A 25,133-nucleotide genomic window follows, 5' to 3' on the forward strand; every position below is an offset into this window, starting at 1 on the left:
AAGCCTGCACACCAACGCTGCGGAAAAGCCGAGTAGGGCATGCTGTGCATGCCAATCGCCTGATTTACCGCTCGTCGCTCAATACGTGAACTCCGTCGCGAGATAGAAGTTCGCTCCGGGTTGGAACACACTGCCGATCGAGGTTGCAGTGCTCGGTGGTAATCCCGGCAGGAACGTCAGCTCTCGACCGGCCGGATCGAGGTGGGTCCGGTACTGATTGTCCCCAAAATTCTCCACCCCCGCGTGCAGCGTGACGGTGTTTGTCGGACGCCAGTAGCCACGTAGGTCAAAGATGCTGTATCCGGGCGTTCGCATCTCGCCGAGCGAGTGGGCGATGAGACTTTGACCGGCAACAAACAGCGCGGAGATTTCGAGTCCCCATGGAGAATGCTGATCGCACCCGTTGTTCAGGCGAAGTCCGACGCGGGCTTGCAAGGGCAGCATGTTCGGCAACGCTTCACTTTCGGTGCCGGCCAACAAACTGCGCAATTCGGATCCCGGAGGATCAAAGGCGCTGGCGGCCGCATTCGACGTCCGTGTCCGATCCCGCCCCTGGGTGTAGGACGCCGTGACAAACCCGTTCGTTCGCTTGGTCAAATCCATTTCTCCTTCGTAGTCAAAGCCGACCAGCGTTGCCAGATCCGTGTTGACGGTTTGAAAGGCATAGAAATCCGGCGACAACGCATCGAAGGTGATGTAGTTTTCAATCCAAGCGGCAAACCCACTGACCCGAGCGCGATACCAGCCTTTGTCGGTCGCCAGCGACGCGTTGATCTGGTACCGGCGTTCCGGCTCGAGATTCGGATTGCCGAACAAGATGGAGAACGTTTGCTGGGGAAAGATAGTGGAGATGTGCTGGAACGAATACAGTTCCGTCATCGTCGGTGCTCGCATGCCATAGCCGAACCCGATGCCGGTGGTCCACTCGGAATTGAGCTGGTAATCGGCGTCCACATAAAGTGATCCCAGCCCGAACGAACGGTCAAAGTCTCCCAATAGCAAGTCGTCCAATTCCGCCTGCACGCCCGGAAATGTCAGGACGTTGCCGGTGCCGGGGTCGAGCACGTTGACGGGATCACCGTTGGGGTTGTAAACGAACGGAAACTCTCCGTTGGGCCCGTTCAGAACCAATGGACCTGACAATCCCCCGACTTGATCGACGACGGTCTTGGCGTTCGTTTCGACAACGTCAACACGCCCTCCGACGCTGACGGTCAATCGATCCGTCACGCGGCGAATGCGTTCCATGAACAATCCCGGGTTGGCCCAATACGCTTCCGGCACGGGACCGTTCACCTCCGCTGATGCGTCGTTGCCATTGATAAACGGCGGGGAAAGAAGCGGCAGTTCCGAAAACTGATTCACTTCCTGAGTCAAATAGCGAAGGTCACTTCCCACAGTCGTCACGCTGTCCTCGGAAATCCAATCACCCGAGAGCGAGTATCCGGTGGACATATTGCGGGCGTTGGATCGGATCGGACCGATGTTCGTCCCGAGGAACGGGATCGCCTCACGCTTGGCCTCGGAATTGGCGTTCCCGTTCAAGCTGGTTTCGTTGTACCAGGTATTGAACGTCAGAACGTCGAAGATCCCGGAATCCTCCACCACGTAATTGGCGTCAATCCCGTGAGTCCGCAGGTGACCGATGTCCAACAGTTGCGTCGGCACTTCGACGTCGTTGAGTTCCAACCAGATGTAGCTTATTTCCAGGTGCCGATACGGTGTCAGATCGCAACCGAACGCGATGTCAACGTCTTGTGATTGATAACTAGAGAGATATTCATCGCCGTTTCCGTCGTGGTAGTCGCTTCCCGAACGTTTGCCGTAGCCGATGCGGAATCCGTAATCCTGGTTGCCACCCCAAACAGACTGACGACCATACCATTGTTCGCCATTACTTTTGTATTCGGCCGTCGAACTGCCGTGAGACTCGAATCCGTTTTCATAGCGCGGCGACTGCATCACTTGAAAGTCGATGAAATCAAATCCGGGACCGTATCGAGCCGCGAACGGACCCTTGATGATGATCACGTCCTCCAGGATGCGTGAATCAATTTTGTTCAAGACCGTGTCCAAATCTTGACGGGCGGGAAACCAATAGGATCCCGATGCGATCAGTTGGCCGACCGTGCTGCCGTGCACTTTGGTGTCGGTGATGATCGGAGACCGACTCTTGGCTTGGACGCCCGGTGCCGTGATCGACTTTCCAAGCAGGTTACCCGCGTCGGTGGAGACACGGAATTTGGCTTCGGATCCGAACACGACATCCGAACGCGTCCGCGAGTAGCGGCGTCGACGTGAGGAAAGCAGACTGGTGTCGCGCGAGGCGAGAATCGTGTCGGCAAATTCCCTCGCCTGGGGCGTCAAGCCGATCGGACTTTCAAAGGTCTGCGGCGCGGGCACCAACGGAGTCGTCTGGTCGACTTGAAACATGACCTGGTCGACCAGAGTGTCCGCTGGCTCGGCTGGTTCGATCGTGCGGTCAGAGAAAGCAGTGGTCGCCCCAGACGCATTCGCATCCGCGTGACTCAACTGGGCGTCGGTTTCAGGATTCGCATCACCGATCTCGCCCACGATCACGTCGACGAGTTCCCCTGTTTGCTCTTGGGGCGTGGTCGCCGGAAGCGGCGGCCCCGCCACCGCGGCGCTGCCTGCAATCACCGTGGCAATGGCGAGGACGATCACCCCGGCATCGGTGAAGGACAGGCGGAACAGACCTGAGGCAATCCAATTGCGGCAGGAAATACGTTGTCTCGGCATCAGGTTTCTTCGAGAGGAGTCGGCAAGTCACGCATGGTGTTCGCTGGCAAACCGCCGCCGGCCGCGTACGGTGGTAACGGTTAGGACGCTTATCCCTCATCTTCGGCCTGGGGAACCTCAAATGCGACTCTTTCCCGTGCAATCGCTTTTAACGTGCTAGCTTGCCTGGATTCGCAGTTGCTAGCACTCTTTAGAAGTGGGGTAAGCTTCCAGCTTGCCGTCTCGTTTCACTCGTGAAACGCAAGCTGGAAGCCTCCGCCACACTGTTGCCGGCCGTCAAAGCTTCGATCGCCCGACCTGCCAGGAGGGCAACACATTGCTCAGCGCGGCGGCGCGGCTTGGGCGTCGGGATCGGTGATCGCTTGTTCGGCGCGCCGACGCAGCGCCAACAGCTCGATGCGACCGGGGCACTGTGACTCCATCAATTCGATGGCTTTGCCGAGCGTTACCGATGCCCTTTCCGTGTTGGCGGTCTGTTGCAGCGCGATGGCGAGCACAAACAAGTCGAAGGGCGACGGCTGGATTCGCAACTGGACCGCCGCTTCGGCCTCGTCCAACGCCTGATTGCCATCGCCATCGGCCAGATAAGCGACGGCCAATGAATAGCGAAAATCAGGATTCAGTTCGTCTTGGTCACGAAGCTCACGGGCCAATTGGATGGCACGTTGCGGGTCGCGAATCTGCTCGGCCGAGCACTCCGTCAGCACGCGGATCAACGCCCGTCGGTACTTGGGCGAATCGGGCAATTGCTCGCGGAGACGAAGCGTTTGTCGATAATGTGGCAACGCCGCGATCAGTTTGTCTTCGGCGACGAGCAGTTCGGCAAGGTAAAAATGACACCATGCGAGCGCATCGCGGTAGCGTACCTGCGTTTTGACGATGTCGACGACCGTCGTCAACTCGTCGATCACGTCGGTCAGCAGCGCGCGCGCTTCTGCCGTTTTGCCTTGCAAGCTCTTCGTCTTGGCCAGTCCCATGCGACTGATCGCAACGTCCCCCCGATATCGAATCAGATCGGGGAAGTCTTCGCTCAGCCAGCTGAATTCTTCGATCCCACCGTTGAACGCCGTTTCCGCCATGCCGTGCTCATTAAGATCTCTCAAAACCATCGCCAACATCACCAAACACTGCGCCTTGGCTTCGCGATAGACAGCGACTTGGGGGTAGGTCTCCGACAGCGAAATCAGTTCCGACACCGCTTGATCCAGATGGACTTTCGCATCGCGACTGCGAGAGGACAGGTGAAGCATCTGGGCGATGTTCACCCGGCCGGTGGCCACACTTTGCCGATACTTGGGCATCCCCGGCCGCTGATTGAGCAGGACAAGGTAATCCTCCACCGACAACTGATAGGCGTCGAGCGGCCCGTCATCATCGCCCGACAGCCGCAATGAATTCCCCAGCAGCACGCGGGTGAGCGCCAAACCTTCTCGGTAGGAGATTTGCTCGGGGGCTTGGGCGATCAGTCGCTTGAACTCGGATTCTGCGTCGCGCAGTCGCTCGGCGGCTTGTTGATTGTCACCGGTGACTTGCAAGAGTTGCCCGACTTCGCGGCCGCACATCGCCAGCCCTTCGCGAGCACGAAGGTTGTCCGGTGCTTCGTCACGGATCCGAGCAAAGCCTGCTTCCGCGGCGGCAAACATCTCGGCCGCTTCACCGATTCGATCGACCTGCACCAACAGTTCGGCGTAATTGTACCGGGCACCGGCAAGATCGATCTGGGCGTTGCGTTGCAAATCCGGATCGGAATGCGGTTGATCAAACGCACCGACGGCTCGTTGGAAGTACTGTTCCGCTTTCTCTGCGTCGCCGATCGACATGGACAAGAGTGCTCGACGAACCCATACATTTGCCAGGTCGATATTCCAACTCGTGTCATCGGGATGTTGTTGTTTCAGCACCTCCAAGTTTTTCTCGGCAATCTGATAATGCCCGTCGGCCGCATCATGTTCGTGCATCGTCCGGCGCAGGTCAGCCAATCGGATCCGCGTGCGTGCCGCTTCGCGACGTAGCTGAGGATCGTCTCCATCGATTTCCAACAGCTCTTCATAATCCTCCGCCGCGGACTGCAACAGTCCTGCCCGCACCGCGCTGGTGGCCGGGAAGACGGCCAGCACCTCGCTCACGCCGGACAGGGAGCGATCGATGGCATCTTGGGCACGGCGGAATTGCTGCAGCGCGAGTTTTTTTGCGGCCTGCTCTGCCACCAAGGACTCGGTCGCCAGCACCCGTGCTTGCTGTTCCTTTCGCAACGACTCGGCGACATCATTCTTGGCGTTCGTTGTCACCGCAGCGATCGCGAAACCGGCCACGGATGCGACCAGCAAGATGCCTGCCATCGCGAGACTCAACGTTCGATGATGACGAAACCACCGCGACGCTTTTTCGAGTGCCGTGTCTTGATAAGCCGAGACCGGTTCATCGGCCAGCCAACATTGGATGTCGCGGGCGAGTGCTTCGGCCGACTGGTAGCGTTCATTTCGCGATCGAGCCATCGCTTTGGCGCAGATCGCATCGAGCGCCCGGGGCGCGGTCGGAACGACCGAACGGACCGTCGGCGTGGGGAACACGCGAATGCGACGCAGCAAGTCGTGGGCGGTGTCTTTGGTATCGGCCGGACGAGTCGTTTCGTGCGGCGACTTTCCGGTCAGCATTGCGAACAGGATCGCCCCCAATCCATAAATATCCGTCAACTCGTCATTCAAACTCACCCGACCGGCAGCTTGCTCGGGCGACATGTAGGCGGGTGTTCCCAACGCCTGTCCTTCTCGCGTGAAGCTGACGGAATCCTCGTCGTCGAACACGACCTCCTCCATGTCCACGTCGTCACGAGGTGCTTCATCGAGTTTCTTGGCCAATCCCCAATCAACCACAATCACTTCGCCAAAGTCGCCCAACATGATGTTGCTGGGTTTGAGGTCACGGTGGATGATGCGGCGCGAGTGCGCGTAGCCGATCCCATGGCAAATCGACACAAAGATGCCCAGCAGCGTCCGCAACTCCATCGCATCGATTTCCGCGGGCGGCCGACGACGGTTGGCGCTCCGCAGGTGGTCGCCGAGCGTTTTGCCACGCAAGAAACGCATGGTGTAAAACGGCTGGTCTTCCTGATTGGGCGAAAGTTCGTAGACCGGAACAATGTTCGGGTGCTCGAGCTGGCCGGTGATCTGAGCTTCGCGAATCAGCTTCTTGTATCGGGTCTTTGTCTGACGCTTGCCGGGCAAGACCTCCTTGAGCGCGACTTCCCGGTTGAGGATTGAATCGCGTGCCAGCCAGACACACCCCAGGCCACCGCGTCCGTGTTCACGCGTCAACCTGTATCGACTGCGGGTGCGGGGCAGCAATTCGAGCGTTTCGATCAAGTCCGACTCGTCGCCTCCCTCGCCGATGGCTCCCTCGGAGGACCGAGTCACATCCTCTGATTCCCCCATCGCGCTCGGCGAAGGAGTATCGATCGTTTCCTCGTGACTTCCCCGCTGCGTCTTGGAATGGATCGCCGTGTCTTTGCCAACCGATGTGGAATCGGCGAGCAGGAGTCGATCGATTTCACGCTCGATCTCTGCTTGCTGCTGCGCGGTCAGAATCGACTGTTCACGCAACATCTCAATCAACCGCTGGCCAGAACTCTCATCCAGTTGTCGGGCCAATTCATCGAGACGCTCGGTGTCGATCACCCCCATTCGCACGGCCAAGACAACGAACAAAAACTCACGTTTAACGTTCACGGGGACCACCAAACCGTACGGAAATTGCGACGAAACCGGCTGCGAGTATAACGGCAGTTCCGCCAAACGAATATCCGCGTGCCGATGGCCCCGCGCCGGCCCATCCCCGGGCGGAGGCTGACTTTGGACCGCGGGATGGTGTGCGAAGCCGGTCAGCCACCGCCTGACCCGAGCCGCCTGACCTGAGCCGCCCGACCTGAGCCCGCGATGCAACGTGTCACTTGGCACGTCGTGTGCTCATCTGATTTGATCCTTGGTTCTGTCGCCGCTGATCTTGATCAGCTGCGTCGTCGTTTTTCCCGATTGGAAGGATCAGAAAAATGGACTCTTGGTTTCAAATGTTGTCCCCCGCCGTCAGTTTTCGATTGCCGGCCAGCGGTGACGTCTCGATGGCATACAACCCCTGGACGAACTGGGGAATCTCCCGCCCGAAGTCCACGGCCGGCAATCCGGAGATCGAGGCAGAAGTCTATTTGGGCGTGGCGACGCCCGGAAAGCAGTTGGGGAAACTCACCGACGCGACGATGGCGCTGGCCAAATTGGTGCAGTCACTGCCGCCAGAACTCCTCGGACAAGATCCATCCGCCGCCGAAGCCATCGAGGAGTTGAAGGACTTGGCAGCAGAAATCGAACGCACCAAGGAAAAGCACAAAGAGTCTGCCAAAGCGGAAGCCATGAAAGTCATGGAACGTTTCAAGCAGACCGATCCGCCCGCCTACCAGACGTACCTCAATGACCTACGGAAGGCTGACGTGTGCTGAAGTGTCATGGACGCCCGGTCGGATTGATTCCCGAGAGGTAGAGAAAGTGCATCCTGATGGGGACGTAATAGGAGGGAACCCCTAACGGATTGAGGACGTCCGTTCGAAATTTCTGGGGATAAACTTTCATCAGCAGCTCGTACCACGCGTACGCGGACGCAGCATCCGACTTGTTGGTCGACGAGTAGAGCGTCGGGTAGTAAGTGTGCCCATTGAAGACGCTTTCCATTTGCACGCGGACAACCCAGTTTCCCGCATCGGCTTCCGTGTCCAGCCCGCTAAACAGGCTGATCGCCAAGGCGGCCAAGCAAATTCGAATACCTTTCATTGTCGTTTCCTGTCCTGGATTGAGGAGTATGTCGTTGATACACACCCAAGCGTTGGAAGCAACGCCTTGTTACATCTTTTGGAAATCAGGGACACAAACGCTGGAGTCCGCACGGCCAAAGCCCAACAACTAACTGTTGGGCATTGAGGCGATGCCGAAAACGATCTTGGTCGGATTGCCGGATACGGCGGTGAAGGAATCCACGCACCGCGTCGAACGGGCCATCGTCGACGGCGCTGCCCATGTAGACATCCTCAATCATTCGCCAGTCGAATACCGGGACCGCGTTATCAAATTCCTTCGCAGTCACCTCCATGTCGGCGTTGAAGTTGTAGGCCAGCGAGACGTTGCGGATCTGCAACAAATAACCGATGGAAGCTGAAAGCTTGATTTAGATGGAGGGTTCTCTACGAATGATCTTGAGGACTTAGAACAAACTGCCTGGCTCGTCCCACTCCGGCTCTTTGTCGTCATCCCCGCCCGCCAAAGCTTGGTAGACACTGTCGATCCGAGCCGCATGGACCGCAAGCTGTTTTGCGGACGGTGTTGCTCGGGGCGAATTGCCATAGGCGATTCGATTGATGACCATCAGGGCATCGCTCGGAGTAATGAGACCGTCCCCGTTGACGTCGAATTGATCGTCATCGTCGATCCCCGTCCACTCGGCGTCGTGTCCGATGAGGCTGAGGCGGTTGATGATCATTAAAGCATCGAGCGCCGATCCGCTCCCGTCACCGTTGACATCGATCCACCACACCCATTGGGGCTGGTAACCGCCTTCGATGAACTCATTATCCCCTTTCTTGTCGAGAAGCTTGTCTTGCTCGTTGTCATCTTTGATGCCTTCAAGTGCGACAATCGTCTCCGGCAGAGCTTTGTCGTTCCACGAAGTCAGCGCGTCATCCACTTTGTCGACGATGGAGACGAGGGACTTATCGGCAACCATGTGATCGCCGATCAACAAATCGTCATCGAGACCTCCATGGATCACATCACGGTCGAATCCGCCGATCAACAGGTCGTTGCCCGCACGTCCCTGAACGTTGTCCTTTCCTGCGCCTCCGATCAGGGCATCGGCTGCGTCGCCGCCGTGGATTTGATCGTGCCCCGCACCTGCAAAGACGATCTGCCGGATCGCAACCGACGTTTGGGAATACCTGTTTCCACTTCCACCAAACTCGCCTTGATAGTGGTCGTTTCCGTCACAAAGGAAGGCGACGATTCGATCAATCGAGGAGGCGGTAAAGGTCTCCTTGATTCTCGATTTGTCGGATGAATCTTGGTCCAGTTTAACGTCGACGGTCAATGCATCGGTGCGATCGTCGTATTTGAATGCAACCTTGTCTCGTCCATCGGTCCCGATGATGAACAACGTTCCGTCGACCAGCCCAACGCCTTGGATGACCGCGGCGGTCGTTGCCACTTCCGACTCGCCGGTGTCGTCGTCCGTCACGGTGACGGTGATTTCGTAGATTCCGCCACCGGGGTACTCGTAGCGGCTTTCAAACGTACGATCAATTGGGTCAACATCGACGATTTCAGAATCGCTTCCGTCCCCCCAGTCGATGACGGCTCTGTGCGTGTCTTCGGTGCCAACATCGGCGACCGTACCAAAGACCGAAACAACGTTGTCATCGCTCTTGGTTTTCAGCGAGCTTGCGTCGCTGGTGAAAGTGGCCACTTCGGGATTGACATTATAGACGTCGACGCCAGTCTCTGCGCTGTCATCCGCTGAGGAGTTGGCAACGGTGACAGAGATGTTGTAGGGATCCAGGGGTGTATTAGTGGGATTGTCATCGAGATACGTGTGCGGAATCTCCACCTCTCTTTCGCCGCCCGTCAAGAACACCTCGCTGGATTCTCCGTCGCCCCAGAGTACGTTGACCTTGTGGGTCTGATTCGGGTCAACATCTTCGAACAGTACCGTCAGTGTGAACTCCTGATTCTCCAGGGTCGGGTCGGATGGCAGGACGAGGTCGGTGATCTCGGGAATCGACAGATACCGAACGGTGGTGGAAACCACCTCGCTGACGCCACCATCGTCATCGGTGACGCGAAGTGCGACGTCGAAGATTTGTCCGGGGAATGCACCGGTCGCGTCAAAGATCGGCGTCGGTCCAGTCGCGTCGTCGAATACGCCGTCATCGTTGAAATCCCATTCAAATGTGAAGGTGTCTTCGAGGCTTTGATCCGTTGCGGTACCTGACAATTGGATCTGTGTCGCGGGAATCAAAATTTGATACGGGCCTCCGGTTTCAGCGTTCGGGGGAATGTTGACGATGCGCACGGTCGTCGATCCTGCATTCTGGGTGAGTCCGTCTTCGTCGATCAGGTCGACGTTCAAGACCGTGTCAACAACGCCGGGGAAGGGAGGGTCATCGACGTAGGTGTGCGAGACGATACGTGAAAGGTCGGCGACCTGTTGTGCGGTCAATTCCGTCGACGTGCCGTCACCCCAGCGGATGATGTAGGTGGACACCGTATCGGTGATGGCGGGATCAATGACCGACCCCAATGTCAACGAGTATTCGGTGTTCTCCTCGATCGATGGTGGGCCGGCGATTTCGATCGAAGGCGGCTGATTGATCACAGTGATGGTCAAGGAAGCGGGGTACTCTTGATTCGCGTCGTCGATGGCGAACGCTTCGACTGTCAATTCGCTTCCATCCCCGTCCCGGAACAGATGCGGTACGGTCACGACGGTCGATGGTTGGTCGAGGACCACCGTTTCAGCCTCGCTACCGTCATTCCACTCGATCCGCCAGCGGACGATGCTGCTGTTGGTACCCTCGACACCCGGGTCGAGCGTGACAAAGAATGGAGTGCCTTCGATGGCCGTCGTCGTACCGCCGCTGATTCGTGGAGTCGGGGCGGTGTTGGTGACTTCACCGATCAACACATTGGTCGGATGCTCACCGTCTTCATCGATCATCACCGCGGTGATCTGCAAAGGAGCGATTTCCGCGTTGTAGACGAACCGAACATTGCGGAGTGGGTTTTCCGGATCGTTGGGATACGAGACGGGCGTCATCGGTCCGTTTCCGTCCCAATCGATGATCCACTCGGTTGTGGTGTCTTCGCCCGGATCGTTGTTGTTGAGAATCAGTTCGAACGATTGGCCTTCGGCGACCGAGAAGAAATCCGAACCAGGCGAAGCCAGGAAATCAGGCGGCACCAAAATCATCGGTACGGCGACATTGCTCACTTCGACCGAGATCGGTGCGGTACCTGGATAGGTTCCGTCTTCATCGGTCGCACTGACGGTGACCTGGTAAAAGCCGCCCGGCTCGGTGGCGCTGTCATCAACATATTGGTGGGCTGCCGAACGGATGTCGCCGATGATCGTTTCAATGTTCCCGTCCCCCCAGTCGATCGTCCACTCGGTGATGGTGTCGTCTCCGGGATCATCGATTGCATCGACGCCGAGCACATAAACCTGACCTTCATCAATCGGCGACGTTCCGGCTGTCGTGACGATTGTCGGGTCGACCGGATTGACGGTGACGGTCAACGTTTCGGTCGCGGGAAGGCTGCTGCCGTCATCTTCCAAAACGATGGCGCTGATGGTGTAGATTCCGTCGTCTTTGTACGTGTGGGTGAACTGCGTTGATGTGATCTCCGCAATCGTTCCGTCGCCGAAATCAACCAGCCACGAAACCGGAGTCGTCGTTCCGCCGGACGCAACCAGCGTGTAATTCCCCGTCGCACCTTCATCTAAGATGGTGTTGCCTTCGATCTTTCTTTCACGTGGCGGAATCTCGTTGACGATGACGTTTGTCGTCACCGCCGTATAGGGTCCGCCGTCCTCGTCGAAAGCGGTCGCCGTGATGGTCTTGGTGCCGAAGATGTCATAGACATGCGTGACGACGCCGGCATCGATGAAATAGATGTCATCGACGGTGCCGTCGCTTTCCCAATCGATTTCCCAACGCTCAATCGTGTCGTCGCCGGGATCGGTTGATCCGAGCGTCAGGCTGACCGACTCGAATTGGTCGATCGTGCCGGGGCTGACGCTGGCCGACAGGACAGGATCCACGTTCGTGACCGTAATCGATTCAATCGCAATCGTGCGAAGTCCGGACGTGACCACTTCGACCGCGACCGGGTAGACGCCGTCGTCGTCGATTCCGAGTTCTTGCAATTCGGACCAGTCCAGTGCGAAAGAGCTTCCAATTCGATCGCCAAAGACCCCATCGCCGTCGAGGTCCCATTGATAATCGCTTTCGGCAAACGTCACGCCCTCAGCGGATGCGGTGGTGGACAAATCCACCGAGTTTCCTTCCGCGATGCTTTCGGGGGTCACCGTGATCGACGCGGCCAAATCGGCAAGTTCCCCAAGGTTCTCGATCTCTTCCCACTTCACGAGTACTTGACCATCGACACTGATCTGCCCGCTCGGAGTGGTCAGACTCGTCGCGGGACTTGGATCGAAGCTGAGGTCACCGACGACGTATGTCAACGTATCTCCGATCGGCGGTGCATCTTCAGACAATGGGCTCGCGCCGTTGATCGAGACGGTCGCATTGTCATTCGTGATTTGTAATCCTGGCAAATTGACGTCGATTGCGTCGTCGCCCTCACCGAGTTCGATGGACGTCGTTGCTCCTGAAACCGAGCGCAGGCTGACGAAGTCGTTCCCGTCACCGGTGTCGAGCGTCAATGAACTCGGTTGGCTGGCAATCGAGATTTCGTCATTTCCCCCGAAGGTCCGGATCGTCAACGGGATGTTGCCGGTCCCAGAAGATCTGACAATGTCGGTGAAATCGCCAGTTGGGGTCGATTCGTTCGAAGCAACTTCCAGGGAGCCGAAGTTTCCGTCAAACCCGACGCGGTAACTGGATGTGTTGGTGGCGAAACCAGGCAAAACTTGAATTGCCGTCCATCCGTTGGGACTGGTAACGTACAGCAAGTCAGCAATGTAGTCTTGTTCGGACAAGTCAAAGGTCAACGAGGTCATTTCCTCGATTCCCTTGGCATTGTCAAAGCTTCCGATGCCCTGGGTGATCCGCTGCGCGAATGCCAAGCGACCGCTGGAGGGATCACGTGAGTAGGCGATGATGGTTCCGTCAGAGGAACCGGCAAACACGAATCGGTCGCCTCTGTTGGAGACGATGTCGACGACGTCCGACAGCGAGCCGGCCCCGCCCGAGCCACCCGAAGCGGTTTGCAGGAGCGTCAATTTCCCCTCGGCATCGATGCTGTAGACGTTCAGCACACCGTCGCGTGTGCCTGCATACAATCGATTGCCAATCCGCTTGACGCTGGTCGCATTGGGTAGTGGTGTGAACTGAGCGGCGGTGCCGACAGCGCTTTGCAATCGCGTGGCGATTCCGCCGCTAGAACCATCGAGTGCCACGAAGAGAAAATCAGAGTTGGGATCGACGAAGATTTCCGTCGACTGCGAAAGTGATGCGGATCCCGAATTGGCCGTCAGAAAACCTGTCGTGGTGTCCCGGCTCCACGATTTGACGGTATCGTGCGAACCGGCCCAGAGCGTTGTGCCGTCGGGGCTCAGTTGGAGTGTACGAACACCGCTGAAGACAGCAAGCGCTTCGAATGTCGTCTGAAAGTCGAGGTCGCCCGTGTTTGGGTCACGCTGGAAAAGTTGGATTCCGCTATCCACTGCGACATACAAGTGCTTGTCGTCTGCGAGCACAAGGTCCACCGCGGAGTCGAGCTGCTTGTCACGCAAAAGGTTGGATTCCCAATCGTCGGGAGTCAGAATGCTTCGCGGATTGAATTCTCCCGCGGTCTTCTTCGACCTTGTAAACTCGACCAGGTAGCCCCTTTGGGGACCTGTGGCAATGCCGTAGGCGCTGCCCCGTCCGGGACGTGACGTGGTGAATACCAATTTCTTCAGCGAGTTGGCTTCAAAGGTCGGCGGCTCACCATCAGTGATAACCTGAATGGCTTCTAACGCGGATGAAAAGACGGTGATCTCATTGTCGGCCGTCGGCGCGATGAATCGGCGGGTTCGGGGGTCTCGGGCAAGCGAGTCGGTGTCGATGGAGTTCAAAACATTGACGTTTGAAGTCGCGATCGGCAGAGGGGAATCCGTTACGTCTCCATTTGCATCCACAAATCGTCCATCTTTGTCTCCGCCTGCGATCAGTTGATAAGTCTTGATTGTCGCATTGTCGTTGATGTAAATCTCCGACCCGTCGGCGTTGAACTCCACATCCTTGGACTCGAATGGTGTGTCGGTGCTGGGCAAACTCACCTTTTGGATCAATTGCAAGTCGCCGCCTCCGCCCACTCGCTGAGTGACGTAGATGGTCTTCGGTTCGACGAGATAAACTTTTCGAGGTTGGTTATTTCGAACGGGCTGGATCTCGATTTTAGCGTCTGACCCGGTGCTGGATGTTGTAAAGCTTTTAAAGGGGCCATCGACGATCGAATCGTCTCCCCCCGACCTGATCGAATACCGATAGACCTCCAGATGAGGTCCGACGAGGGTGAGGACAAACAGGTCGTCACTGTCGTCCGTATCCAAAACAGAATCGATCGGTGTCCCTTGAATCCGACCTCCCACAAATCGGCCCTTGGTTAATTTGCCGGGTTCCGAGCCATTGGGGTTCCGGTCGAAACGATACACACGCGTGTCACCACCGGATGGTACATCGATATCTTCGATGGTGAGGAAGACCCATTCCTCGGCGACTTGAATGTCTACAATCTTGATCCTTCCAGCTGGTGCCGCTTGAGCTCCTGCTGGAAACGAGTCGATTGTCTCGACGAGGCTTAGTACCCCTGTCGACACGTTTCGTTCAAAGATCGCAATCTGGTTGATGCTCGACTTGCTGTCGCTGGGGTCTAATGAATTTCCGGTGACGTACAGAAAACGTCCGCTAGGATCGAAAACCGCATCGGCATTCACATTGAAAGGTACGTTCGTCGAACCTGACGGGAGCAATAGATTGGGGCTGCTAACGACGTCAAAGGTTTTGATTTGACTCCCCTCGACGACATAGGCGTGTCTGTCCGGATTGCCGGTAGCGATTGGGGCTCGCGGGAACAAGACATGGAATGGTCCATCGAGTGTCGGCGTGACCGGATACTCCAGGGTGATGACGGGATCTTCCTGGCTGATGTCCGAGGACGCCGCTTCGAAAACGAGAACATCGCTTCCCTGTAAAACTTCGACCAGATCGTCTTCGATCCGAAACGTCTTCGTCGACTCGGAGGTGTCAATCACCTTGAGCGTATCTTGGGACGCGGCTGCGGTGGATCCCAGAAACTCGACTCGACCGATACCGGATATGTTTTCAATCAACGAACCGTCAAGCCCCGAGATCGTGACATCTCGATCCTTGACGGAGAAGTCCAAGGCGTTCTCATTGTCTCGGTTATCAATCCACAGACTATCGGCGGTGACTCGAAGCAAACCGACCTCGCCAAATTCGGTTCGGATTGCAGCCGCGGCACTGTCGATGACCATGAACACCTGCTCGGCAGTGATCGTTGACGTGGCCTTCAGTCTGTCAACAATGATGGTGTCATCGTCTCCGTTGCCGCCAACGATTCTTGTTTCTGGTGACGGGGCGTCGACACGCAATCGATCGTCGCCGTCGCCTAAAGTCATCGTGATTGTTTCCAGGCTGTTGCCGAACAGCGTCACATCAGCGGCGCCGAAGCCGCTAAGCCGGTTTGCCCGGAGCAAGGCGTCAATTGGGGCGATCCGACCGCTGCGGTCGATCACCAACTCGTCGTCGTCACCACCCGCATCAAGCTCCACCTCGGCCGCAGCGGCAATCAAGTGGAAGATGTCTTCTCCGGCACCTGCGGAGATCGAAACGGGAACGTTGACACCGTCGATGATGATCGAGTCGTCACCCTCGCCCAGGCGGTAGTCAGCGATCGTCTCGATGCCGGCAAAGGACGTACTCTCAGATGGAAATTCGCTCGAGTCGATCAGTGACGCGGCGGAGTAGTTGCCCAAGCGGAGGGTTGTTGTGATGCCGTCGATTCCCAGTCCGAAAATCTCAACGCCCAAATCGACCGTCAACTCATCGTCTCCGTCCCCACCGCTGACCAGAGTGTCTCCGTAGCCGGAGGTCAATTTGTCGTCGTCGTCACCACCGAGCAGGGAATCGGCACCGCCACCGCCGATGAGGGTGTCTTCGCCGGGGCCGCCGACGAGTGTTTCATCGCCGTCGCCGCCGGTGATTTCGTCGTCGCCTTTGCCACCGTCGAGTGTCCCTCCGTCGCCGGCTCCAGTGATGGTGTCATCGCCATCTCCGCCGTCCACGTTGGTGCCGACCAGGAAATCACCCCAGACCGATCCGATGACGGTATCGCCTTCGTTGCGATCGGGTTGCGGGATTAGATCGCCCTGGTCGGTAACTTGGGGGCGGCCCAACTCGTCAAGTTCGTAGCCGTAAATGAACCCTCCGGAGTCGGTGTTTGCACCACCGTCGATCGTATCGGCCCCGGGGCTTGAGATGACCAGATTGGAACCCGTGCCCGTGACAACGAGGTCTTCGCCGGCGCCGGGGTCAATGAAGTCGCCACCATCGCCCCCGTAAATCTCATCGCCCTTGTCGCCGCCGAACAGCGTGTCGCCGCCGCCTGCCCCCTCGATCCGGACCGGCAGCGAATCGACACCGGAGAGGTCAAAGACGTCGGCGTTGGGGCCACCGGTAATGACGATTCGTGAGGCCTTGCCGATCGGCAGAGAGGTTTCCGCTCCGAATCCGGTCACAACAATCAAATCCCCGTCTTCTTCGACGCTGATGACCGCCGGGCCATCTTCATCGCTGACATCACCGTCGCGACGATCGGAGGCATAGGGCCCGGTGTGAATCCGAATCACATCCTCGCCATTCTCGAATCGCGGACTCGCCAGGATCGGGTTGAGATCGTCCAGGCAATCGAGGTCGAATCCGACGCCTTCCAACAGTGTTTTGAAAAGTCCCCTTTTGATGTTCAGGTTGATGTCGGCAACGTCGCTGATGTTCAGATCGACATCGCCTTCGAACCCGAAGAACTCCACCTCGACCTTGATCCCGGCATCCAGGCTGGCCGACGCATCCACCAAGCAGAAGACCTTCGATGCATCTCCATCGGTTTGACTTTGTATTTCGTCCAGTCGCAGCGCGCCGTCTTCGTTCGGATCGAGCAAATCCAATTGAACGCCTCCGCTCAGATTGGCCTTCACGCTGCCGGACGCCAGCTCGACATCGATCTTTGCCGTGGCACTGGCGTCGATATCGATTTCGACTTCGTTCCCGTCTCGATTTCGAATGTAGATTCCGTCGAGGACGTCATCCCACACGGGATCATCACCGCGGCGAATGGCGTCCACAATTTTGCTTAATCCGACCGTGTCGTAGACCAGTCCCAGTTGCGTGAAGACGCTGGCCTCGACCTCCCCCTTCAGGTTCGCGACCCCGACGTCGATGTTGATGTTCTTGTCAAAGGTGATGTCTAAGGCAGGTACATTCAAGCTGACCAGATCCGCGGGATCATCGGCGGTGACACCGCTGAGTAATTTCACAAAGTTGGTGGGTCGAATGAAATCAAACCTTAGCCCTCCCGACGTCTCCGTGATTGCTTCGTAAGTGTTGATGAATTGGCTCGCCTCGGTGGCGGTGGCCGAGTCGATGGCGGATGCAACCGAACAGGGCGCGAGGGTACGAGAGGAGGCGCCCTGCGGCTGGAAATATTCAAAGCATCCCAGTGCAAGCACGGGTTTTTCGCCCAAATCGGCCAGGATGCGTCCAAGGGGCGAATTCGGGTCCAACAAATCGACCACGTTGCCCAACGCTCTTCGGAAATGGCGGATGAGGTCCTCGTTCGCGCCACCGGCCAAGTCAAAAATCGTCTCGGGAAAGGATGCTCCGCGAATGTTATTCAGGTCGCTGAGAATTGGCAACGAAGTGCCCAGTAAGTTACTACCACCGAGTCCACCGACAAACACAGAAATCGGGCCCAAGGCGGTCTCGGCGAATTGCGCGATCGGTTTGATGAACGTTTCGATCAGTCCCCCCGAGTCGATCGTGACGTTTTCAAAACGCAGGTTCTCGAGTTCGTTGGTGAAGCGTTTTTCGCCCGCTTCGTCATTATCCGGATCGGGATTGGTCGGGTTTTGGAACTTTGCCGAAGCGGTTGCGTCGAGCACAAAGTCGAATTCGATTTTGGGGAGCAAGAACCCTTCGCCGATCAATGGGATACTGGGAATCGAACCGCCGGCCTGGTCAATCAACCCATTCAGGTCAGCCGTCGTATGCAGTTTCAAGGCTACCGATGCTTCCGCTTCGGGCTGGAAACGGTCCGTGATTTTTTTGGCAGCTTGGATTTCCGCCCTCGTCACACGGTCGAGTGCGCGTTGGTCGGTTGGATTGGCCCTCTGGTTGGGCAACGTCCAGTTCGGGTCGTCGATGTCGACGGTGAATGCGATGGAAATTTTGGACTGGTCGGTTGACGCATAGTCGATATCCAATGTTGGTCCCGGGGTGTTCGCGTCTCCGCGCGAGGTCAATACGAAAAACCCGTCATCATCGATTTCGACGTCGATCGTACCGTAGGTTCCCTGTTGGCTGATCGCTTGGTTGACGGAGTCCCGGAAGAGCGTTTCCAAGCTGTTCTGGTTCAGCTGATCACGCAGGGTGTCGAGGTTTCGATTTTGTTCTTCGCCGATCGAAATCAGGATCCGTTCTTCGGGCATGCCGTTCGGACTACCGTTGTTGAGCACCAGCACGAACTCGGTGTCTTGCCTCAACACGCCGCTCGCCGGTGCAGCCGCTCCGGCTCTCAACTGGTAGCGACCGGGTGTGGTTTCGCTGCTGGCGGTCGTGAATCCTTCCTCATCAAATGACGAAGCGTCAAACCCAAGCGCCGCGCTTCGCCCGTCGTCGAACTGTCCGAACGGGCCGGGGCTGGACAGGCTGCCGAGGTTGCTTTCGGAAAAGCCAAGTTCTCCACCGCCGATGATCGTCATTGAAGAGATCTGCGGAAGCTCGGCGCTTAGCACGATCGATGGCGTCGTGGGCTGGTCCGGATTGGTAAAGCCATTGATCCGTCCGAAGTCAAGTGAGACCGTGACGGGCGCGAACGTGTTCTGCCCGTCTCCGCCTGTGGTTTCTGCGTTGAATTTCCCGGCCAATTGACTGATCAGCTCGGATTGCAGTTCGGCGAGCAAAGTGGCCGGATTACTGAAAGTCTTGCTGATGACTGCCTCGATCGGCTGGGTCCCGCCCGCGTCGATGACCAGCGTGAAGTCCACCTCCGTCTCCACGCCGGTGAATTCAAATCCTTCCTCAGCAGTGATGTCGACGGCGAAGGGGATTCCGTCTTCGACTTTCGCCGCAAGCAAACCGATCGTCGCGTCAGCTTTCAGTCCCGCGTCAGTACTGAGCACATCGTTACCATCACCATCTTTTGCCGGAGCCGATTTGATGTCGATCGATGCGCGAAATTCTTCGACCGGTGAGCCCGTCACGTCGACGGCGCCTGAGTTGACGTAGAAGTAGTCCAGGTCAAAAGCTGGGTCGGTTCCGTAGAGCTGGCTCAGACCGAAGCCGTAACGCAAGTCCCAACGTAGATCGAAACGCAATCCGTCCGACGCGTCGACGCTTAGCCCCAGTGTTTCCAAACCGGGCAACGCAGCCGCGGAACCGAGATCGAGTTCGAAGGGCAGATCCTGGATCGTGCGTTGGCCGAGGTGAAAATCGAACTGCACCCAACTGGTGCCCGAGTCGGGAATGCCATCGCCATTGCCGTCCGGACCATCAAGGTCATCGGCGCCATAACTGAGCAGGATGTCACTGGCCGAAATATCGGTCCCCGCGTCCGGACTGTCGATCAAGATGGGTTCCAGAATGGTGAACATCGCGTTCTGAAAGTCTGCGACCAAATTCTCGCTGGTCGATGTAAAAACCGTTTCGACCAAATCGGAAAGCTCCGTTTGAATGTCCTCGATTTCGCTCAGCAACGGATCGACAGCGTCGGTCAGTTGTCCTCCCACGATCGGTACGCCCGAGATCTCATCAACGGCGGTCTGAATGCCGCTGATGATTTCGCTGAAGGTGTCGTCAAATCCGTCTTTGATTTGGCCGACTAAACGATCCCGCTCTTCATTGTCGATGTTTTGCAAGAACTCCAACAGCTCATTCGGCGGATCGTCGTTGACGATTGTCCCGGTCGCTCGGGTATCTTCCTCGCTGGCAAAGGTCACCTCACCAATCACCGAGGTGAATCGAACCTCCAATCGCTCGTCGCCTTCGATTTCAACGTCGTGGTTGACCGTGATCGTTAACGTTTCATTCAGCGAACCGGAGGGAATCGTGATGGTACTGAACGCAGGAACGACGAAATCTTCCCCAGCGGTGGCCAGGCCCCGCTGTCCCGCCGAAAGCTCGTCCTCGCCGGCCGCAAAGATCTCGAAACCGATGGTCAGCTCTTCGCTGGTGTCACCTCCCCGGATAATCTCAAACTGAAGTTCGGCCGGTGCCCCACCCGGATTGCCCTCGTCGACCATCGCGTTACCGATCGACAGCGAGGCGGCGAGCAAGTGCCGGGCCTCCAAGCGTTCGGATTGTGGACGAAACCGTCGGGATTTCCTGGCAGAACGTGCCTTCGCAGGCGAAGGGCGACGGCGAAGCTTGCGTGAACGCATGTTACAGGATCGGCGGTTTTTCGGTGTTGATCTAAAGTTGCTATTAACCCACACGCGAACGGATGCTCCCCATTCACCCCCTGGATAGGTGTCACGCATCATTTTTTAGAAACAATGGAAAATGGTGAAAAGCTGGTACTCAAGCGCTGGTACTCAAACGCTGAGCATTCCGTTTTCTTTAGGTCCAGGGACCGGCCGACGTGGCGTCATTTTTTCAAGCGAGACGCTTCGGTCGCATAGCCCTTGCTCGCATCCCAGATCACGACGCGTTTGCCCGAGCTGGCAAAGATTTTCGAACCGTCTTCGCTCCATTGGGCTGCCCGGACGTTTCCCCGTCCGACACTCATTCTGAGCGTGGGATGCCGGCTGACCGGATCCCAAAGGAGGAAGGTTCCGCGGGCATCAATGGTCAACAAACGACGGTCGCTCGGTCCCCAGTTGACTGTGGTGACGGCCTCTAATTGTGCCGGTAATTCGAAGACCGGTTGAAGCGTCGTCGCGTCGATCACCGTGACGAGGTTGCTACTGGTTGAGACGGCGATCTGCTCTCCCGAACGGCTCCAAGCGATCGTGTAGATCAATTCCGTGGTCCCTGGCCAATAGCGCAGCTGTCCGGTCTTTGAATCCCACACACCGAGTCCGCCTCCGAGACCCGCGATGGCGAGCCGTCCTCCGTCGGCCGACCAACTCAGCGATTGGATCGATGTGAAACGCGTCGCGGTCGGACCCTCGATGGGGTTCAACTCGTGATCGAACAGATCGATTGCCCCATCGGATCCTCCCGCCGCAATGCGATTCCCGCCAGGATGAAACGCCACGTCGTTGATTTTGGATTCGGTCGTCTGCTCAAAGAGCAATTGACGGTTCTCGGTGTCCCAGAGGCACACTTTACCCGGGTCATCGGGACGCCCGACTCCGCCTGCAGCGACCAACCGTGTTCCGCAGGGCGAGTAATCGACGCCATTCCACAGCGTGTTTGCCTTTCGGAATCGGTGGACCACCTTTCCGTCGACGGCGTCGACCAAGAAGACGCGTCGATTTCCCGCCGCACAGGCAATCAGTCCACCATCCGGACTGACCGCGACATCGTTCAACCAATTCGTGTTGAGGGTGAACTCGCGGCGGCAGTGTGAACCCTCTGGTTGCCAACACTTGATCGCGCCATCCATCCCCGCCGAAAAGATCCGGTCTCTGCGGTGGTCCCATACGACCTTAAACACATGTCGGGAGTGACCGTGAACCGTACGTCGCAACGATCCTGTCTCAGTATCCCAGATTCGAATCGTTCCGTCCCATGATGCCGTCGCCAAACGATTTCCATTTGCATCGGCGATCAGCGAGGCGATCGCATGCGTGTGCTCGGCTAACTCCATGTTGATTTCTTCGGACTTCAAATCCCAAATCCGCACCGTGCCGCCGCGACCGCAGGCAATGATTTGATCGGGATTGGTCGGATGGAATCGCACGCTCCTTAAATCGCTGAACGCCGCGGGACTTTGGAACTGTTTGGAATCGGTCGCAAGGTCCCAGACCAATGCGGCTTTCCCAGACGGATAGGCAACGCGACGACTATCCGCCGACCAGCCCATTTCCATCGCGAACTGAGTCGCATATCCAGGCCAGCCGTGTAGCGTTGACGCAACTTGAAAAGTGTCCGTTTCAAGCACGGAGAAGTCGCCCGAATCTTCGGCGTTGGAAACCGCGGACCATCGACCGCATCTTGCGATGTAGCGACCGTCGGGACTCCACTGCAGCGCGCGGACAACCAGCGGCTTCTCCGTTTGATAAACAACCTCCCAGGTCTCGGTATCGAAAACCGCCATCCCTTTTTGACCGCCGACCGCCAGGCGCGCCGGCCCGGCCGGCTCCCACGTGACGCAGTTGAGTGGACCGACCGGTGAAACAATGCGTTTGACGATCGTTCGGCTGTCGATCTCCCAAATGTTGATCCATCCATCGGTGCCGGCAGACGCCAAGTAGGATTGATCCCCATTCAGAGCCAATCCGTGGAGTGCACCCCGATGACTTTCCAGTGAGTATTCTTGCTGATTGCAAAATGCTTGGGCGTAGTACCATTCCCAGTCGCGTCGGTCGATGTCGGATTCGCTCGCGGGACGCCACTGGTCCAGCAGGTTTTGCGCCCGGGCATATCCGCGATGTTCGTCCATCGAGTCGATCGCGTTAAGCATGCTGGCCGAATAAAGGCTCCGTCGAGTGAGTTCGGATTGCTGTTCGGCTCGATGCCGCGCCCGTTCCGCGGATGCGGCTGCCGCGGTCGATTGCTCCAACGCCGATTGGAGTTCTCCCAGCAGTTGCTCGTTGGCCGTCGCCATCGACTGAGTTTGCTGATTGAGCTTTCGCTGAACGTCTTGTTGTTCGAAAAAATAGTAGGCCGACGAGAATCCGATGATGGTCAAGACAACCAGCATCATGACGGTTGCGGCAATCGAAGCGGCGAAGCCGCGGTTCTGTCTCGCCCAACGTCCGCAGCGTTCGGCGAGCGAGGCACGCCGGGCTAAGATGGGTTCGTCGGCCAGAAACCGCCGCAGGTCTTCGTGCATCGCCTCGGCCGTCTGGTACCGATCCTTCGGTGCGCGTTCGATCGCTTTTTCAACGATGGTCGCCAGATCCCGGGGGACTCCGGTCGAGTTTCGATCCAACAGGACGGGGCGTGACGAGACGACGCGCTGAATCAATTCGCGGCGATCGCTTTCGTCGAACGCCGGCTTCAGCGTCACTAATTCGTACAGCGTGATGCCCAACGAGTAGACATCGCCGCGAGCGTCCGTTTCGCTCGTAAAAGCCTCCGGAGGCATATAGCGGATCGTCCCGAGGATGTCACCTGAGCGAGTGATATTTGCGTCGTCTTCCGACTTGGCGAGCCCGAAGTCGGCAACCCAAACATCATTGCGAACGTCAAGCAGCAGATTGCTCGGTTTGATATCGCGATGTGTGATGCCTTGCGCATGGGCATAGGCCAGCGCGTCACTGACTTGCAGTCCGATCTGAGCGACGTTGATCCAATAGGGATGGATCGACGAACTGGAAACCGACGAATCCCCGGTCGAACGCGTGACGCGATCGGATCGATCGCTTCGGTACATCGCACTCGATTGCGCCGAAGCACTCGGGTGGTCGGGGAGCGATTCGAGTTCACGTAAGACTTCGTCAAGGCCCTGGCCCCGGATGAACTGCATTACGTAGTAGCTGATCCCGTCGTCTTCTCCGACGCCAAAGACCGGCACGATGTTGGTATGGTGCAACTTGGCAGCCGCTTTGGCTTCGCGCTCAAATCGCAGTTTCTGATTCGCGCTGAAGCCCGCATTGGGCGGTAAGACCTTGATCGCGACCCGACGGCCGAGCGAGATCTGCTCCGCTTCGTAAACGATCCCCATGCCTCCTTGACCGAGTTCGCGAACCAGCTGGTAATCGCCCAGCGTCTTTCCGCTCAAGGAATGCGCGGCCGATCGGGACGAAATCGTCGCATCGTCTTGCTCGGGCAGTTTGACCTGTTCGACCAACGCCAGCGTTGGCAAAAGTTCGCGCAGTTCGTCGGCCCATTCCGGGTGGCGTTGGACGAATGATTCGATCGGACAAGCATTGCCGGCGCGACAGTCCGCGAGATAGGAATCGGCAATCTTTCCGATAATCTCGTCTTGCCGGTCGGCACTCTGCCGGAAGGTGCCGCTCACGACACGAGCGCCTCGACACCACCGGGCAGGTCTTCCAGAAGATTGCGGAGGCGGCGGACGGCTCGCAAATAGCGACCATAAGCGGCTGTCGGGCTGATGCCCAACACCTGGGCCGCCTCGCTGTTGGTGAGTTCCTCGAAATGCCGCAACACCAGCAACTCGCGTGCGGCGGGCTCCATCTCATTGATCGCGTCGTTGACTCGCTGCCTCTGTTCGGATCGCATCGCCGCGTGGCTGGCTGACGTCAATCGACCGAGTAACCGCTCGGCAAGTGCGATCGATTCCGCCGACGAAAACGGATGAGGTTCGATCGAAATCTCGCGACCGATGTCTCTCGCCTGAACGCCCAGGTGATGCCGGTGGGTGTCGGCCAGCTTCTGCATCGTCTCCAATCGCAGCCAGAGAAAGAAGGGGATTGCCGGGTTCGCACAGTAGGCCGGAAATTTCCGCTGAATCGTTAGGTAGGTTTCTTGCAGTACATCATTCGGGTCGACTCGCCGTTTCAGTCTCGGATCGAGGCGGACTCGGACCAACGCCATCAATCGGTCGCGATGTTCGTCGAACAAGTCCGCCAACACTTTTTGATCACCCCGTGCAGCGGCCGCGAGCCGTGTTTGGTTCATCCCGTTGTCAAATTCTGTCATGACAATTTCAATTGAATTGGAAAGCGCGTAGGAAAACATGGCGGCTGCGGAGAATTCCATGTTAACCGATCTCACTTGCCATGCCAGCGAAATGTCCCCACGCTCCACTTGCCGATCCGGCCCCGCGAGGGACCGAACTCGATGCAGTAACGCAAGCGATCGATCCCCAAACGGAATGAATCTAGGATGCCACCGTTTGGCTGTTTGGTTGCTCGCTCTTCACAGCCTGCGGGTCGGTAGGTGCTCAACCAACAGCTCCATCATCCGATTCGGATGCCGGCTCAAAGGCAGAGGTTACAGCGTTCATGCTTGTGACGTCGGAATCTGTGAATGCCCAACGTATCGAATGGCTCTTGGACATGGCATGGACGGCTTGAAAGCATTTGAAAGTGCTGTGTCCCCGTCATTCTTGATTGCACGATTGCGACACCATCCTCGAAGCAGCGGCAAAACAATGGGGGCAAAACAATTTTAGGCTGTGATCGTTTTGCCCCCATCGTCTTGCCCATCATTCTGCCCCGAATGATTCTGCCCACCCTCTGGCGACGTCCGCTGATCGACTGCCGGGCTCCGTGGGTCGTTTCCATGCCACCCGTTGCAGGAACCC

The 25,133-nt window shown here is 57.5% G+C and carries 8 protein-coding genes; 1 reads left to right on the forward strand and 7 read right to left on the reverse strand.

Annotation, left to right across the window (positions count from 1 at the left end):
* Positions 1-78: 78 nt before the first annotated feature.
* Both NZK35_RS20725 and NZK35_RS20730 read right to left on the reverse strand, forming a co-directional pair.
* A complete protein-coding gene (locus NZK35_RS20725) occupies positions 79-2,760 on the reverse strand; it encodes a TonB-dependent receptor domain-containing protein (protein ID WP_259634436.1) in 2,682 nt (893 codons plus the stop codon).
* Between the two features lie 320 nt (positions 2,761-3,080).
* Complete coding sequence (locus NZK35_RS20730) at positions 3,081-6,485, reverse strand: protein kinase domain-containing protein (protein WP_259634437.1); 3,405 nt, start codon at positions 6,483-6,485, stop codon at positions 3,081-3,083.
* 320 nt (positions 6,486-6,805) lie between these two features.
* Here NZK35_RS20730 and NZK35_RS20735 point away from each other — a divergent pair, with 320 nt between their 5' ends.
* Positions 6,806-7,246 (forward strand): hypothetical protein, encoded by a 441-nt coding sequence (locus tag NZK35_RS20735; protein ID WP_259634438.1) that lies wholly within the window; start codon positions 6,806-6,808, stop codon positions 7,244-7,246.
* Positions 7,247-7,250: 4 nt separating this feature from the next.
* Here the strand turns inward: NZK35_RS20735 and NZK35_RS20740 are convergent, their stop codons facing one another.
* The 5 genes from NZK35_RS20740 to NZK35_RS20760 all read right to left on the reverse strand — a co-directional run bounded on the left by NZK35_RS20740 (position 7,251) and on the right by NZK35_RS20760 (position 24,526).
* Positions 7,251-7,574: a hypothetical protein gene (locus NZK35_RS20740; protein ID WP_259634439.1), complete on the reverse strand. Its 324-nt coding sequence runs from the start codon at positions 7,572-7,574 to the stop codon at positions 7,251-7,253.
* 85 nt (positions 7,575-7,659) lie between these two features.
* Positions 7,660-7,935: a hypothetical protein gene (locus NZK35_RS20745; protein ID WP_259634440.1), complete on the reverse strand. Its 276-nt coding sequence runs from the start codon at positions 7,933-7,935 to the stop codon at positions 7,660-7,662.
* 66 nt (positions 7,936-8,001) lie between these two features.
* Positions 8,002-20,085 (reverse strand): PKD domain-containing protein, encoded by a 12,084-nt coding sequence (locus NZK35_RS20750; RefSeq protein ID WP_259634441.1) that lies wholly within the window; start codon positions 20,083-20,085, stop codon positions 8,002-8,004.
* A gap of 311 nt (positions 20,086-20,396) precedes the next feature.
* A complete protein-coding gene (locus NZK35_RS20755) occupies positions 20,397-23,882 on the reverse strand; it encodes a protein kinase domain-containing protein (RefSeq protein ID WP_259634442.1) in 3,486 nt (1,161 codons plus the stop codon).
* Positions 23,879-24,526 (reverse strand): sigma-70 family RNA polymerase sigma factor, encoded by a 648-nt coding sequence (locus NZK35_RS20760; protein ID WP_259634443.1) that lies wholly within the window; start codon positions 24,524-24,526, stop codon positions 23,879-23,881. Before NZK35_RS20760 ends, NZK35_RS20755 begins: the two co-directional genes overlap by 4 nt.
* Between the last annotated feature and the right edge of the window lie 607 nt (positions 24,527-25,133).

It is taken from the genome of Stieleria sedimenti, from assembly GCF_025060895.1.
Classification (GTDB): Bacteria; Planctomycetota; Planctomycetia; order Pirellulales; family Pirellulaceae; genus Stieleria; species Stieleria sedimenti.